A 13,283-nucleotide genomic window follows, 5' to 3' on the forward strand; every position below is an offset into this window, starting at 1 on the left:
CCCTATCTTCTATACTCGTCTGTTAAAGGATTTCTCAAGACGATCCAACTTGCCGGCCAGACTACCGTCGTACAGCGTATCGCCGATAACCACTTTCAATCCGCCCAGCAGACTCGGGTCTACTATGTTCTCCACACGGATTGTTTTATGTTCACGGGCTCCGAATTGCTCGGCTACCGCTATTTTCTCTTGCTCACTGAGCGCATAAGTGGAATACACCTTCGCATGGGCAAGTCCTAGCTTATACTCCTGAATATCGAGGTATCCAGCGAGGAGAGATTCGAACAAATCCGCTCTGCTGCGCAGGATCAACAGCTTAATTGTGTTGATCAGCGTGGCAGACAGCTTACCCTCAAAACTGTTAGCCAGAACCTGAAGCTTGACTGCTTCCGTAATGTTAGGAGAATCGATGAACTTACGGATTTCAGCATTCCCGGAGACAGCTTCTACAAAGGCACGCAGCTCTTGCTCGGTCTCCATAATGGTTTGCTCTTGCTCTGCCACTTCAAACAAGGCTTTCGCATACCGTTTGGCAACTACCGTATCCCGGCTCATGCTTTGCCTCCTACCTCTTTAAGGTACTGGTCGACAAGCTCTCCCTGGACTTGGTCTTCCTTGATTTCTTTTTGAATCAGCTTGGAAGCGATTTGTACCGAAGCCCGGCCCACTTCGCTGCGAAGCTCGGCAACTGCCTTATTACGCTCGCTGGTGATCTCACGAACAGCTTCGTCCTTCAGGCGAACAGCTTCGTCTTTAGCCTGAAAGATAATTTGCTCCGCTTGCTTGCTACCTGTTTGTTTCGACTGCTCAATAATATCGTAGGCTTCTTTGCGTGCCTGTTGGAGAGCCTGCTTTTGTTCCTCAACATAGGCAGCAGCCTGTTCGCGCGTCTGTGCCGCTTCATTCATTTGCTTCAAAACAAGCTCACGCCGCTTCTCCATGACAGAAAAGAGGGGACCGAAAGCATAACGGCTCAGCAGCCAGTACAAGATCAAAAATGAAATCACAGTAAAAACGATGTTTGTCCATTCAAAATGCAATTGAAGTCACTCCTTTCCGGTGAACGTCAGTCCTAGACCTTTCATGTTCAAACCAACAAAGAAGGCGTGGATGGCTGTGGCCTTCCCCGCCAAACCTTGTTTCCATTCAATTAAGCTGCTGCGTAGAAAATGAATGCCAGAACGACCCCGATGATCGGCAGGGCTTCGACCAGACCTACACCGATAAACATTACTGTTTGCAGCGTGGATTTTGCTTCCGGCTGACGAGCGATACCTTCAACTGTTTTACTTACGATCAGACCGTTACCAATACCAGCGCCCAGCGCGCCCAGACCTACTGCGATTGCAGCTGCGACATATGCCAAAACTCCCATTTTAAAAATCCTCCTTAGAGATGTGTATTTGTGTTGTACATGTATTTGCAGTTAAGAGCGAAGCGTACTCCTGAACTTAACTAAAAACCAGAAAACTGAACTTGCCTAATGCTCTTCTTCATGCGTATCGATTGCTTGTGAAATGTACACAAACGTCAGAATGGTAAAGACGAATGCCTGAATGCTGCCGATAAAAATACTGAATCCTTGCCAGACAACCAGCCCCAATACGGAAGCAATCCATCCTCCAACGCCAATCGTCGTCATTTTCAGCAGGACACTAATCAAAACCTCGCCGGCAAAAATATTACCAAATAGACGCATACCATGCGTTAGCAGTTTTGAGAACTGCTCAATCAGGTTAATCGGCAGAAAGAAAGGAAATGGCTGAATGTAATGCTTAAAGTATGCCTTAGTATTACGGAAAATCCCCAGAAAATGAACCAATAGGAAGATCATACCCGCCAATCCCATAGATACACCCGCATCTGCGGTAGGTGATTTCCACCAGTTGACACCCACATAAGCAGGTTCACCCGGATGAGACGCTTGTGCTTGTTCTAATGCTTCCTTGACTGGAACGATTTCATGTCCAAATACTTGTGCGCTTTGCACATTATCGAACTTAGTCACGATTCCGAACGGCAACCCAAGCATATTCCCAATGAAGATGAACATGATCAGCGTTATCCCCAATGTGAGGAATGGCTTCCCTTTCTTCAAATCCATTGTGCTGGATAACAGTCCTTGAACGAATTCAACAACCCATTCCATAAAGTTTTGCAGCTTGCCGGGATTATCCACGGACAAATTACGCGTCGCGGCAAAGGCAAGTCCAAACACAATCGTACAGGTTACAACTAACATAATAATGATGGACAAGTCAATATTGAACCCGCCCAATTGAATAACCGGTGATTCATGCAACATGTTTTCTCACCCCTTTCTCAGTTGAGCCATCATTTTTCCTGAAGCGCGAATATGATGCCAATAAATAAAAGAAGAAATTGTCCAGTCACCAAGCTTGCCGCTACAGCGATCTCATGGAAATAGGCCGGAAATTTCAATGCCAGCCCCATTGCCAGAATAGAGGTCGCTAAGCGAACACCCAAGCCGATGCCCACCGCTCTCTTCTTGCCTTCATCGGCGGCCGCACTCGCAACCTGCCGAATTTTGTAGGACATATACAGCACATTAAGACAGCTTACTCCCGTTCCCAGAACAAGTCCATGAGCAATATCACGATGTTGGGGCATGAAAACAGAGACCAGGAAACACAGAGCCATAATAAAAAGCGCTACGATCCATAGCATTCTTTGCATTCGGGTCATCTCACTCATGGTTATTCCTCAAAACCTTTCCGATCACAAGGGCAATACTCAATGCGCCTACAACCAAGCCTGCGAGAACGCTTACGCCAATCCAAATTCCGGAGCCACCCAGTTTGGCGTCAAACCACTTTCCGGCGTGAAAACCACCCAGTGTGCATATCGCCAAATCAATGCCGATAGCACTCACCAGTCCAATTGCCTTGAAGGCATTTCCGGTGTTATTTCGGTTGTTGTTTTGCTTGGAAGGTTTGGCCACTTTTCCATGTCACCCCTGCAATTCCAGTCCATTTTACTTAAATATAAGATGCTTTGTCAATTGAGATTTTTAGCGCCTTAAAGTATAAAATCAGTCGACAAAGCATCTTAAAATTGCTGTATTCCTTGGTAACCGTACAGTTTAACTGTATGCTTACCTTATAAAGAATAATTATATCGTACGAACACCCTCTGTGAACATTGTGTGAAATTCTTCAGGACGTTCGGTTTGAACACCATAATGGTGCAAAATCGCATTTACAATTCTTACCGATGCTTGTCCATCGCCATAAGGGTTTGCTGCCTGACTCATAGACTCATATAAAGCAGAATCCGTCAAAAGAGCCTTGGTTCGATTGAAGACATTCTCTTCATTTGTACCCACCAGTTCCAGTGTGCCAGCTTCAATTCCTTCCGGTCTTTCAGTCGTATCGCGCAGTACCAATACAGGCACGCCGAATGAAGGTGCTTCCTCCTGAAGACCACCGGAATCGGTAAGAATGAGATGAGTGTGCGGATAAAAATTGTGTAAATCCACCACATCCAGCGGATCGATCAGCTTAATACGCGGATGGTTGCCTAAAATCTCAAATGCAGGCTCCTTCACAGCCGGACTCGGATGAACCGGATACACGATAGCGATATCCTCAAACTCGTCCGCAATCCGTTTGACCGCACTAAAAATTTGGCGATGTGGTTCCCCCTGGGACTCCCGACGGTGTGCCGTCATCAGAATCAGGCGCTTGCCTTTAGCCCATTCCAGCACCGGATGCTCGTAATCCTGGCGAACCGTATACTGGAATACGTCAGTCACTGTATTGCCTGTTACATATATTCGCGATTCAGGTTTATTTTCCTTCCGCAAATTTCCAGCCGATAAAGATGTAGGAGAAAAATGAAGATCAGACAGCACTCCTGTCAACTGACGGTTCATTTCCTCAGGGTACGGAGAAAGCTTGTTCCACGTCCGCAAGCCTGCTTCCACATGCCCTACTTCGATCTGTTGCATAAAGGCCGCATAGCTGGCCAGAAAAGTCGTCAGCGTATCTCCGTGAACGAGCACGATATCAGGCTTTGCCTCACGTAACACGGGTTCCAGACCTTGAAGTACACGAATGGAAATTTCATTAAGCGTCTGACGATCCTTCATCACATCCAGATCATAGTCAGGGTGAATATTAAATACTTCTAGAACCTGATCGAGCATTTGGCGATGCTGAGCCGTTACGCATACTACAGACTCAATGTGCTCGGGGTGACGTTGAAGCTCCAAAATAAGAGGAGCCATCTTAATCGCTTCCGGACGCACGCCAAAAATAGTCATCACTTTGATTTTGGACATTTTCTGTTGAACCCCTTTTCAAAATAAACGTCCGGCTCCAAAATCGTTCTCCTATGAAAAACAACTTGTCCGTAACGCCCATATATTATGCCAAATGACCAGAGGCCGTTTACTTGGTTCCGTACAGACGGTCTCCTGCGTCACCAAGACCCGGAATAATGTAGCCGTGATCATCCAGACGCTCGTCCAGTGCAGCAACATAAATATCTACATCAGGATGGACATCCTGAACGGCCTTGACTCCCTCAGGAGCGGCAATCAAATTCATCATTTTAATTTGGGTGCAGCCTCTCTTTTTTAACACATCAATAGCCGCGATCGCCGAGCCGCCTGTTGCAAGCATCGGATCAATCACGATTAATTCACGCTCAGTCACGTCTGTAGGCAGCTTCGTATAGTATTCCACAGGCTGCAATGTCTCGGGATCACGGAACAGTCCCACATGTCCTACCTTTGCTGCTGGCAACAGCTTTACGACGCCATCCAGCATACCTAAGCCTGCACGTAAAATCGGAATGAGGCCCAACATACGTCCGGAAATCACTTTACCTTCTGTCTCAGCAACCGGTGTTTGCACCGTAATGCTTTCCAGCGGGATGTCTCGCGTAATTTCAAAAGCCATCAAAGTTGCTACTTCATCCACCAGTTCGCGGAAATCCTTGGTGTTGGTCCGCACGTCGCGGATAAATGTAAGTTTGTGTTGAATCAAAGGGTGATCACAAATCACCAGTTTTGCCATGATATATTCCCTCCGCTATTATCGTCACGTTCTTTCGCACCAGAATATCGAACATCCTTTATAGAAAGGATCTATGTAGCCTATTTGTACAAACCAAATAAGCATAGATGCAATGCGTGCCTGTAAATCCTGTTTATTATAACATTCCCTTGATTGATTTAACACCTGACACCGCAACCTTTTGTCAAGAAAAGATAGGACAGATAAAATGCGTACTTCGCCCACTTCAGGAGTGACTTTTGTCATACAAAAAGTTCATAAAAAAGGCTCTGACGGCACTTGACCTTCAAAGCCTTGAACTTTGGACTTTCCTGCCCAAGCTACAGGCTTTGTGTCCTGATACAGCATCAAACTTTTATCTATACTTCAAATTGCCCCACGCTCCCTGAAATTGCTGAAGCATTTCGTCCTTCGTAATGACTCCCGTTATATAGGCTTGCATGCTACTGCTCAGATCCTGATTCAGTCTCTTTGGGAAACGTTGAAAGTTCCTCCTCCATATCTCGCCTTCACTCACATGCCGGGATATCTCAGCACCCAGATCACCTGTCATCTCGTCACTGGACGTGATACTTTTGAAAGCGGGTACGAATTTGAACTCCTTGGTGATGCAGTGCTTGCCCACGGAATTGACGAACAGAAAGTAGCACGGAACCTGAAAGGTCAACTCGATCACGATGAGCAACCCCGCAGGAACGGAATGACCCTATGAAGGGAAGCGCAACAAATCCTTACTGCAATCGGTTATTACCTAAAAATGTAAGTTTTTAGTCGCTAGAAATCAAAATAAGACTGTTTCCCCTCCAGCTTACGGAAGAAAAACAGCCTTATCAAACAAGTAGATGAATTAGTATTGAATACCTGGGTAGATCGGGAATTTGTCTGTCAGTTCGCCAACAGCTTGGCTGGCTTTAGACAATACCGTATCGTCCTTCGGATTTTTGAGAGTTTCAGCAATGATTTTACCGATTTTGACCATAGCCTCTTCATCCATACCACGGGATGTTGCAGCAGGTGTACCAATGCGAATTCCGCTGGTAACGAATGGACTGGTCGGGTCGAAAGGAATCGAGTTTTTGTTGACCGTGATGCCCACGGAATCCAGCACATGCTCCGCTTCTTTCCCAGTGATATTCAAGTTACGCGTGTCCAGCAGCATCAAGTGATTATCCGTACCGCCGGATACAATGTTAATGCCTTCAGCCAGCAATGACTCAGCCAGCACCCGGGCGTTGCGAACTACGTTTTGCGCATAAGTTTTAAAGGAAGGCTGGAGCGCTTCACCCAAGGCAACGGCTTTGGATGCGATCACATGCATCAACGGTCCCCCTTGAATACCTGGGAAAATCGCTTTATCAATCGCTTGCGCCCACGCTTTGCGAGTCAAAATCAAACCTCCACGCGGACCACGCAACGTTTTATGTGTCGTTGTTGTTACAAATTGAGCATGCGGAACCGGGCTTGGATGAACACCCGCTGCCACAAGACCCGCGATATGTGCCATATCGACCATGAACAGAGCGCCCACATCGTTGGCAATGGAGGCAAAGGCTTCAAAATCAATGGTACGCGGATACGCGCTCGCTCCGGCTACAATCAGACGAGGGCGATGCTTGAAGGCTGCCTTGCGCACTTCATCATAGTCGATGCGGAAGTTGTCTTCACGTACGCCGTAAGCGGCAAAGTTATACAACAAGCCGGAGGCGTTAACTGGACTTCCGTGTGTAAGATGACCGCCGTGCGCCAGGTTCATACCCAGTACGGTATCTCCAGGTTTAAGAGCTGCCAGATATACCGCCATGTTCGCTTGCGCTCCAGAGTGAGCCTGTACGTTAGCATGCTCTGCACCGAACAGTTCTTTGGCACGGTCGCGTGCAATGTCCTCGACGATATCTACATGCTCACAGCCACCGTAGTAGCGTTTGCTCGGATAACCTTCAGCATATTTATTTGTCAGTACAGAGCCCATTGCTTCCATTACTGCTTCGCTGACGATATTTTCGGATGCGATCAGCTCGATATTGTGGCGTTGTCGTTTCAGTTCAAGTCCCATTGCTTCCAGCACTGCCGGGTCACTTTTACGCAGATGTTCCATCATGATTGATTACTCCCTCTCCATGGTCAATTGTCAGGTATACAGGCAAACGCCTGCTCCTCTGTTGGGTACCTCATCATCAATGCAAAAAAAAGATCAGTACAAACATGCAGTCCCAGCCAAAATACAAATGCTAGTCGCAGCTTCCGCCGCCTTCTTGCTCCAGACTATACACCGCTCGTTGTCCGCCAATGAGCGGAGGACGAGTGAACGCCGCCGTAACACGCGCTTCGCCAATCCAGCGAAGGCCTGGACGAAACGGAACGGCAATCGGCCGCAAATGCATACCGATCAGCGTCTCGCCAATGTCTACTCCCGCATGCGCCTGTACATTCGCCGCCAGACAGGCATCTTCCAGCGAACGATAGGCGGCGGTAGCCATAGATCCGCCTGCCGTACGAACGGGAACGGCGGCAACCTCCGTCAGTCCCAGCCGCTCCAGTACGGCTCGTTCAAGCACTAGCGCACGGTTCAAATGCTCGCAGCATTGAAACGCTACATCAAAGCCGTACGCCCTGCGAACAGACTCCACTCCAGCCAGCAATTGCTGCGCCACATCGAGCGCTCCCGCCGTGCCAATCCGGCTTCCCGCCACCTCACTGGTGCTTACGCCGATAACTAACAGGCGACCAGCCTTGAGACTGGCTGCTTCTGCTATTTCCTTCATGACAGAAGCGGTCTGTGCTTTAAGCGTAACCTCATGATCCAATTGTCCTACCATTGGAACCTCCTTTGGTTGAACAGCCCCACAGAGACTGGACACGGGCTTATGCCCCACGTTCAACACACTCTCTCCTGATATCACAATCTTGACTATATTATAGCCGATAAATCGGATTTCGAGCAGGAAAAATGGAAGAACCGCTTAAAGGACCCTTCTCGGTTTGGATACTCGAAGTAACAGCATACGGAAGTAATAATGGCCATTCGTCCGAACGGAAGGCCACTGGAGGCCGGACCTAGCTCATATACGAAAAAAGAGCAGTCCACAACCTATGTGGATTTGCTCTTTTGCCCAGGCGACCGGCCGTATATCCGGTGCTCCATCGTGGTTACTCCCACTTTTGTCGCCAGTTACACCGGATTCTTGTTTTTCCACCTTATCTTAACGGATTAACCGCCGAAAATCAACAGATCGCGTACAAAATAGATGAGTGATACAAACTTTATTCGGACAAAGCCTTTAGCTTGTCCACCAGCTTGTGCAGCGCCGTTAGGATTTCCGCAGCCGTGACATCATAATCTTCACGCGAACCGCCGAACGGATCGGAAATATCAAAGCCTGAAATACGTTGACGCAGTTCAATCATCCGCTCACGCTCCTGTGCCGATAGCTCCTGACCCAGCGAACCCATCAGTTGTTGCAAGGCGTACAGGCCATCCAGCTCCTGCACATCATTCAGCACCGAATCCCGGTCCTCCACATATTCCTTGAGCGTAAACACTTTGCCCACCGTTTGGGGAAAGCGCTGAATTAAGTGCTGCTTATGCCCTTGGGTCAAGGTTAAAATCAGATGTGCCCACTCGGCAAGCCCACCGTTCAAAGGAGTTGAGGTGATTTGATCCAAGATATTGTGGTCACGTAGCACCGCCTCTGCATGTCGGGAAATGGGTGTGCCTTCCATCGCGGCTACTCCCGCTGAACGCACTTCCAACCCTAGCCCGTGCTCAGTAGCCAGCTTGCACAGCATCCCTTCAGCCATCGGACTGCGACAGGTGTTCCCTGTGCATACGAATAAGATATGTTTCAACGTCTTCACCCCCGTATGTTGAAAAAATATATAAACATGAGGATTACCAAAATCCTGTATTTATTTTACACTGTCCGCCCCAAAATCAAAACATAAACATAAAGCCGAACGCCAGTAAAATGGCACCGCCCACCGCTTCTCCATAGTCTCCCAGATTGCGGCTGACCTTGCGGCCTAACAGCAGTCCCAGCATCGCCATCGCCCCCCCGCAAAAGCCAAACGCCAGAACGGTCAGTACTAAATCACTCTGGAACATGCCAAGTGACACCCCAACAGAAAAGGAGTCGACGCTCACTCCAAGCGCAAATAACAAAAGGCCCAAGGACGAACGATGGTCCAGCACCTGTACTCCGTCCCCCTTGAAGGAATTATAAACCATATGCCCGCCCAAAAGGATGAGTAATCCCCCTGCAAAGTAGGTCGTTACATGACCCAGTAAAGAACTCATATAATGGCCTGTGAACATACCTAGCAATGGCATCAAAATGTGAAAAAAGCCAATGATCGTGCTGATCCGCAGCACGTCCCGCAAGCGTATCCCTTTCATACCGATCCCTACGCCCAACGATAACGCGTCCATCCCCAGCGCTACAGCCATGACCAAAATTGTTACAATCTGCCCGGCATGGGCAGAGGCTGCCAGCATACTCCATCCCCCCAGTATCCGTCCGCTTCTTGTACACGTTATGCGGACAAGAGGCAAAACAGTACAAGCATACGGTGAACGTGGCTGCACCGGGATAAGGTGATAGGATAATGATGCTGAAAGGCTAATCAATTTAAAGCCTCTACATCTATGGACAAATGTCCAGATCGTCCTAGAGACGGACGATCCGATGGCCTGCTGCTTTGAGCAGGCGATTCATGACAGCGTCTCCCAGCCCTTTCGGCGGACAAGCTTCCGCCAAGATGTAGGTGACGCCTTCCTCGTCACAGCGGCGCAGCACGCCGTACAGGCACTGCGCCGCCTCATGGAGCGCATCCAGCTTGCCCAGCGCGTAAACGCGCTCTCCGGCATAGCCAGCGGCATGCTCCTCGAACGCGAGCACCGCCGTGCGCTCCCCGCGCGCGGACGCCTCCGCCAGCGCGGCGCGAATCCAGCCCGTCACCTCAGCGGGTGACGGGCCTTGCACTACGCTCAAGCGGCCTCGCGGCGCGTAGTGCGTGTACTTCATGCCCGGCGAACGCGGTGCCGGGCTGTCGTCGTCCTCGCCGGGCGAAGCGGCGGCGAGCGCCGGGTCCAGCTCGACGGCGCGAGCGACCGCAGCGAGCTGCTCGGCCGTCACTCCGCCGGGGCGCAGGATGGTGACGGTTCCATCGTCACCAGCCTGCACCACCGTGGACTCCAGCCCCACACCCGTGGGGCCTCCGTCCAAAATGCCGCCGATGCGGCCCTCCAGGTCCTCCCGCACATGCTGTGCAAGGGTCGGACTGGGCCTACCCGAGCGATTGGCGCTTGGCGCAGCCAGCGGACAGCCCGCTTCCGCGATCAGGCGCAGCGCTACCGGATGATCCGGCATGCGCACGCCGACCGTGTTCAGCCCCGCCGTCACACGGGGCGACAGTGCTTGCGGCATCACGGGCAGCACCAGCGTGAGCGGTCCCGGCCAGAACGCATCCATCAGCGCCCGCGCCATATCATTCACTTCCGTTACCATGCCGTCCAACTGGGCAGGGTCGGAAACATGCACGATCAGCGGATTATCGGAAGGACGCCCTTTGGCGGCGAATACCGATTCTACCGCTTGCGTGCTGCGCGCATCCGCGCCCAAGCCGTACACCGTCTCGGTAGGGAACGCTACCGTCTCTCCTGCTTGCAGCAGCGCGGCGGCCTCACGAATGCCTTTTTCCGCCGCAATACGGGCTTGTCCAGATGACATTTCACCAGAGAATTCCCCTTCAACAACCAAGCCTCTTACGTCCCACCATTTCGTATGGGAATCCGCCAACGGCGGCTTTAGTTCATGAAGCCCCTGTTCATCCAGTACCCGCTCATATTTTTCCTTCTGCACAGACTCTCCGCGCAAACCTTGTATTTGATTCGATTTATCGCTCATATCAGATCATCCCACACCTTATTGTCATACAGTCCTGTTCAGTTTGCTCTATCCCCAAAGAACTTACTTTGGCGGCTTATCTAAACCGAATCTGTCCATGTCTCATAGCTGTAAACCCTATATCCCATTATAACATACCGGGGTCATGCACCCGTTGTTCTCTTTTCTACAACTTACGACGATTAGGCAAAAAGACCACTCACCCATCCCCACAACCCCGTTAACGCATCCCATAGAAAAAACCGTACTTCCGGCTCCTTGTCAGCAGCATTCGTCCGTCCGCCTCCTTGGTCCGCTTTTGCCGAGACGGTTTGTGCCGCCGCTTCCCCGCTGCCTGCATCAATGAAGCATAACGGAGGAAACAGCACGCACCACCAATTTTGCCCTTTACCTTGTCCCAACGTGACCCGAAGCGCTTCATACTTACCTGCGGGATAGACAAGTCCACCGTACATCTTCGTCGGAAAAGGTACGTTTGCCAATTCCACCTGATGATCGTATGAAATGCCCCGTCGAGCCAGTTCCGCGCCTACTAAACGGTCAATTTCGGGTAAATGAGCAGTAATCAGCACTCTGGCTTGCTCCAAACTTTGCGGGTTTTCCAGCTTGCCCACCCACGCACTCATCTGTTGTACGATGGAATCCCTTATTTCACGTTTTACCAGCTGATCCTCCGGGCGATCCGAGTTGGCCAAAATACGCAATCGGATGGAATCATGAGGAATGACGCCCGCTCCTGTCGTTGCCATCCCTGCCCCTACAGGCCCTCTTGCCCCTGGTGTCATGGCGGCATCTGTTTTTTGACCTTCCCACGACATCATTAATATCGAAACACAAAATAGTATCATTGCAGCTTGCTTGGTCCAGCTTCTCATCCCAATCCCCCCAAACTCTATCATGTCTATCAGTCTATCCGGTTTGGGAGAGGCTAAACCTATGAATCTCGTAAAATGTTCAAGATCATTTTAAAAATACCCAATACACCCTACATCGAGCACATAGATCTGGGCCGAAGCTACAGAGTTACCCCCGAATGCGAAAAAGCCCAGATTTCACAATCTGGACCCTTTGTATCTCACTATTTTTTCTCACCTAAATATCAGATGGTATCCATTTAGAAGCATGGCATTAAGCTTTTTTCTCCATCGTCAAGTTCATTCGGTATGGCTGTGGCAGATCGTCCTCCAACTCCTGACCGTGTACCTTGATACTCATAACCAAGCCAATACTAGTCATGTTAATGAGCAATGACGTCCCCCCATAGCTTATAAAAGGGAGCGTAATTCCCGTTAGTGGCATGATGCCCAAAAACGCGCCGATATTCTCAAAAATCTGATACAGCAGCATGGACACAATGCCGACGATAAGATACGGTCCGGCACGGTCACGACATTCCAGCGAGATCAGGATCATTCGGTGAATCAAAATAAAATATAGCAGCAGTAACACCGATGAGCCCACAAAGCCGAATTCCTCCGCTACGACCACAAAAATAGAATCCGCATAGGTGTAAGGCACACGACCGGATTGCACCGAAGTCCCCTGCAAAAAGCCTTTGCCCATCATTCCACCGGAGGCAATGGCCAACTTGGCGTTTTTCGTATGATAAGATGCCTTCGCGGTCGCTTTTTCCGGTACCAGCCAAGGGTCCAGACGCTCAACCCAGTGACTACGGCCAATGTCCTTCATAAAGGTATCAATCTCATCGTGGAAAGAAATATACGCTTTGATCCCGCCGCCTGCGGCGACTGCAAAAATCGTAAATCCGATCAACGCATGAGAGGCCTTCACATTACCGATCCACAACATACCAATAACGATGACAATATAACCGATCGCATTACCCAAGTCATTTTGCGCCATAACCATAGCGAACGGGACAAAGCTCATTAAAACAACTGGAAGTACATCCTGTATAAAATAAAGCTTGCTCTTGCGTTTCTTTATCAGCATATAAGCCAGAAAAATAATAAGCACCAGCTTAAACACCTCAGCAGGCTGAAGGTTCAAGCCACCAATTTTCAAAAAGCCCTGAGAGTTGTTAACCGTCCCGCCAAAAAAGCCGAGACCCAACAGGAATATTCCACCGCCATATACATACAGCGCCTTTTTAATAAAAATACGAAAATCAACCAACGCTAAACCCAAAATAGCCACAAAACCCAATATATAATACCCAATCATCTTCTGGTAGTCGTTACCGTGCTCCGCAATGTTGGTTGGACCTCTACCGGCGCTATACACCGTTATGATACTAATCGCCATCAGCAAAACCAGAATGAAGATAACCGGACCGTCAATTCTTTTCAATTTCTGAAGCATGATTTCCCCCTGAGCC

16 protein-coding genes and 1 riboswitch are annotated in these 13,283 nt (G+C 49.6%); all 16 genes read right to left on the reverse strand.

Annotation, left to right across the window (positions count from 1 at the left end):
- Nucleotides 1-9: 9 nt before the first annotated feature.
- The gene (locus ACWGOO_RS12335; RefSeq protein ID WP_452483743.1) at nt 10-555 is read right to left on the reverse strand and encodes a F0F1 ATP synthase subunit delta; all 546 of its coding nucleotides are present in this window, start codon (nt 553-555) and stop codon (nt 10-12) included.
- Nucleotides 552-1,040: a F0F1 ATP synthase subunit B gene (gene atpF / locus ACWGOO_RS12340; RefSeq protein ID WP_452483745.1), complete on the reverse strand. Its 489-nt coding sequence runs from the start codon at nt 1,038-1,040 to the stop codon at nt 552-554. The genes ACWGOO_RS12335 and atpF overlap by 4 nt, the downstream gene beginning before the upstream one ends.
- Nucleotides 1,041-1,150: 110 nt before the next feature.
- On the reverse strand, nt 1,151-1,375 hold the full coding sequence (atpE, locus tag ACWGOO_RS12345) for a F0F1 ATP synthase subunit C (RefSeq protein ID WP_452483747.1): 225 nt from the start codon (nt 1,373-1,375) through the stop codon (nt 1,151-1,153).
- 105 nt (nt 1,376-1,480) lie between these two features.
- Entirely contained in the window at nt 1,481-2,305 is an 825-nt protein-coding gene (gene atpB / locus ACWGOO_RS12350) for a F0F1 ATP synthase subunit A (protein ID WP_452483749.1), read from the reverse strand.
- A gap of 29 nt (nt 2,306-2,334) precedes the next feature.
- Nucleotides 2,335-2,715 (reverse strand): ATP synthase subunit I, encoded by a 381-nt coding sequence (locus tag ACWGOO_RS12355; RefSeq protein ID WP_452483751.1) that lies wholly within the window; start codon nt 2,713-2,715, stop codon nt 2,335-2,337.
- Nucleotides 2,708-2,962 carry an AtpZ/AtpI family protein gene (locus tag ACWGOO_RS12360; protein ID WP_452483752.1) on the reverse strand — a complete coding sequence of 85 codons (255 nt, stop codon included), beginning with the start codon at nt 2,960-2,962 and terminating at the stop codon, nt 2,708-2,710. The genes ACWGOO_RS12355 and ACWGOO_RS12360 overlap by 8 nt, the downstream gene beginning before the upstream one ends.
- A 171-nt stretch (nt 2,963-3,133) precedes the next feature.
- Nucleotides 3,134-4,303, reverse strand: a complete 1,170-nt coding sequence (gene wecB, locus ACWGOO_RS12365; protein WP_452483754.1) for a non-hydrolyzing UDP-N-acetylglucosamine 2-epimerase — start codon at nt 4,301-4,303, stop codon at nt 3,134-3,136.
- 109 nt (nt 4,304-4,412) lie between these two features.
- Entirely contained in the window at nt 4,413-5,042 is a 630-nt protein-coding gene (upp, locus tag ACWGOO_RS12370; protein WP_452483756.1) for a uracil phosphoribosyltransferase, read from the reverse strand.
- Nucleotides 5,043-5,397: 355 nt separating this feature from the next.
- Nucleotides 5,398-5,718 carry a hypothetical protein gene (locus ACWGOO_RS12375; RefSeq protein WP_452483758.1) on the reverse strand — a complete coding sequence of 107 codons (321 nt, stop codon included), beginning with the start codon at nt 5,716-5,718 and terminating at the stop codon, nt 5,398-5,400.
- Nucleotides 5,719-5,889: 171 nt separating this feature from the next.
- The gene (locus ACWGOO_RS12380; RefSeq protein ID WP_452483760.1) at nt 5,890-7,140 is read right to left on the reverse strand and encodes a serine hydroxymethyltransferase; all 1,251 of its coding nucleotides are present in this window, start codon (nt 7,138-7,140) and stop codon (nt 5,890-5,892) included.
- Nucleotides 7,141-7,270: 130 nt separating this feature from the next.
- Nucleotides 7,271-7,858 carry a TIGR01440 family protein gene (locus tag ACWGOO_RS12385; protein ID WP_452483762.1) on the reverse strand — a complete coding sequence of 196 codons (588 nt, stop codon included), beginning with the start codon at nt 7,856-7,858 and terminating at the stop codon, nt 7,271-7,273.
- Between the two features lie 285 nt (nt 7,859-8,143).
- Nucleotides 8,144-8,225, reverse strand: a riboswitch (ZMP/ZTP riboswitch).
- 78 nt (nt 8,226-8,303) lie between these two features.
- Nucleotides 8,304-8,888: a low molecular weight protein arginine phosphatase gene (locus ACWGOO_RS12390; protein WP_452483764.1), complete on the reverse strand. Its 585-nt coding sequence runs from the start codon at nt 8,886-8,888 to the stop codon at nt 8,304-8,306.
- Between the two features lie 85 nt (nt 8,889-8,973).
- The gene (locus ACWGOO_RS12395) at nt 8,974-9,534 is read right to left on the reverse strand and encodes a manganese efflux pump MntP (RefSeq protein ID WP_452483766.1); all 561 of its coding nucleotides are present in this window, start codon (nt 9,532-9,534) and stop codon (nt 8,974-8,976) included.
- A 172-nt stretch (nt 9,535-9,706) separates the two neighbouring features.
- Nucleotides 9,707-10,945 carry an L-threonylcarbamoyladenylate synthase gene (locus ACWGOO_RS12400; protein ID WP_452483768.1) on the reverse strand — a complete coding sequence of 413 codons (1,239 nt, stop codon included), beginning with the start codon at nt 10,943-10,945 and terminating at the stop codon, nt 9,707-9,709.
- 182 nt (nt 10,946-11,127) lie between these two features.
- Nucleotides 11,128-11,820: a stage II sporulation protein R gene (gene spoIIR, locus ACWGOO_RS12405; protein WP_452484013.1), complete on the reverse strand. Its 693-nt coding sequence runs from the start codon at nt 11,818-11,820 to the stop codon at nt 11,128-11,130.
- 253 nt (nt 11,821-12,073) lie between these two features.
- Nucleotides 12,074-13,267 carry an FtsW/RodA/SpoVE family cell cycle protein gene (locus ACWGOO_RS12410; protein WP_452483770.1) on the reverse strand — a complete coding sequence of 398 codons (1,194 nt, stop codon included), beginning with the start codon at nt 13,265-13,267 and terminating at the stop codon, nt 12,074-12,076.
- Between the last annotated feature and the right edge of the window lie 16 nt (nt 13,268-13,283).

The sequence above is a fragment of the Paenibacillus sp. NPDC055715 genome (assembly GCF_053617595.1).

What these genes read in the sequence shown, in the direction of transcription:
- ACWGOO_RS12380 (WP_452483760.1), bottom strand. Translation starts at nt 7,140, where the DNA reads ATGATGGAACATCTGCGTAAAAGTGACCCGGCAGTGCTGGAAGCAATG.
- ACWGOO_RS12400 (WP_452483768.1), bottom strand. Translation starts at nt 10,945, where the DNA reads ATGAGCGATAAATCGAATCAAATACAAGGTTTGCGCGGAGAGTCTGTG.
- ACWGOO_RS12355 (WP_452483751.1), bottom strand. Translation starts at nt 2,715, where the DNA reads ATGAGTGAGATGACCCGAATGCAAAGAATGCTATGGATCGTAGCGCTT.
- wecB (WP_452483754.1), bottom strand. Translation starts at nt 4,303, where the DNA reads ATGTCCAAAATCAAAGTGATGACTATTTTTGGCGTGCGTCCGGAAGCG.
- atpE (WP_452483747.1), bottom strand. Translation starts at nt 1,375, where the DNA reads ATGGGAGTTTTGGCATATGTCGCAGCTGCAATCGCAGTAGGTCTGGGC.
- ACWGOO_RS12335 (WP_452483743.1), bottom strand. Translation starts at nt 555, where the DNA reads ATGAGCCGGGATACGGTAGTTGCCAAACGGTATGCGAAAGCCTTGTTT.
- ACWGOO_RS12410 (WP_452483770.1), bottom strand. Translation starts at nt 13,267, where the DNA reads ATGCTTCAGAAATTGAAAAGAATTGACGGTCCGGTTATCTTCATTCTG.
- ACWGOO_RS12385 (WP_452483762.1), bottom strand. Translation starts at nt 7,858, where the DNA reads ATGGTAGGACAATTGGATCATGAGGTTACGCTTAAAGCACAGACCGCT.
- ACWGOO_RS12395 (WP_452483766.1), bottom strand. Translation starts at nt 9,534, where the DNA reads ATGCTGGCAGCCTCTGCCCATGCCGGGCAGATTGTAACAATTTTGGTC.
- upp (WP_452483756.1), bottom strand. Translation starts at nt 5,042, where the DNA reads ATGGCAAAACTGGTGATTTGTGATCACCCTTTGATTCAACACAAACTT.
- spoIIR (WP_452484013.1), bottom strand. Translation starts at nt 11,820, where the DNA reads ATGAGAAGCTGGACCAAGCAAGCTGCAATGATACTATTTTGTGTTTCG.
- atpB (WP_452483749.1), bottom strand. Translation starts at nt 2,305, where the DNA reads ATGTTGCATGAATCACCGGTTATTCAATTGGGCGGGTTCAATATTGAC.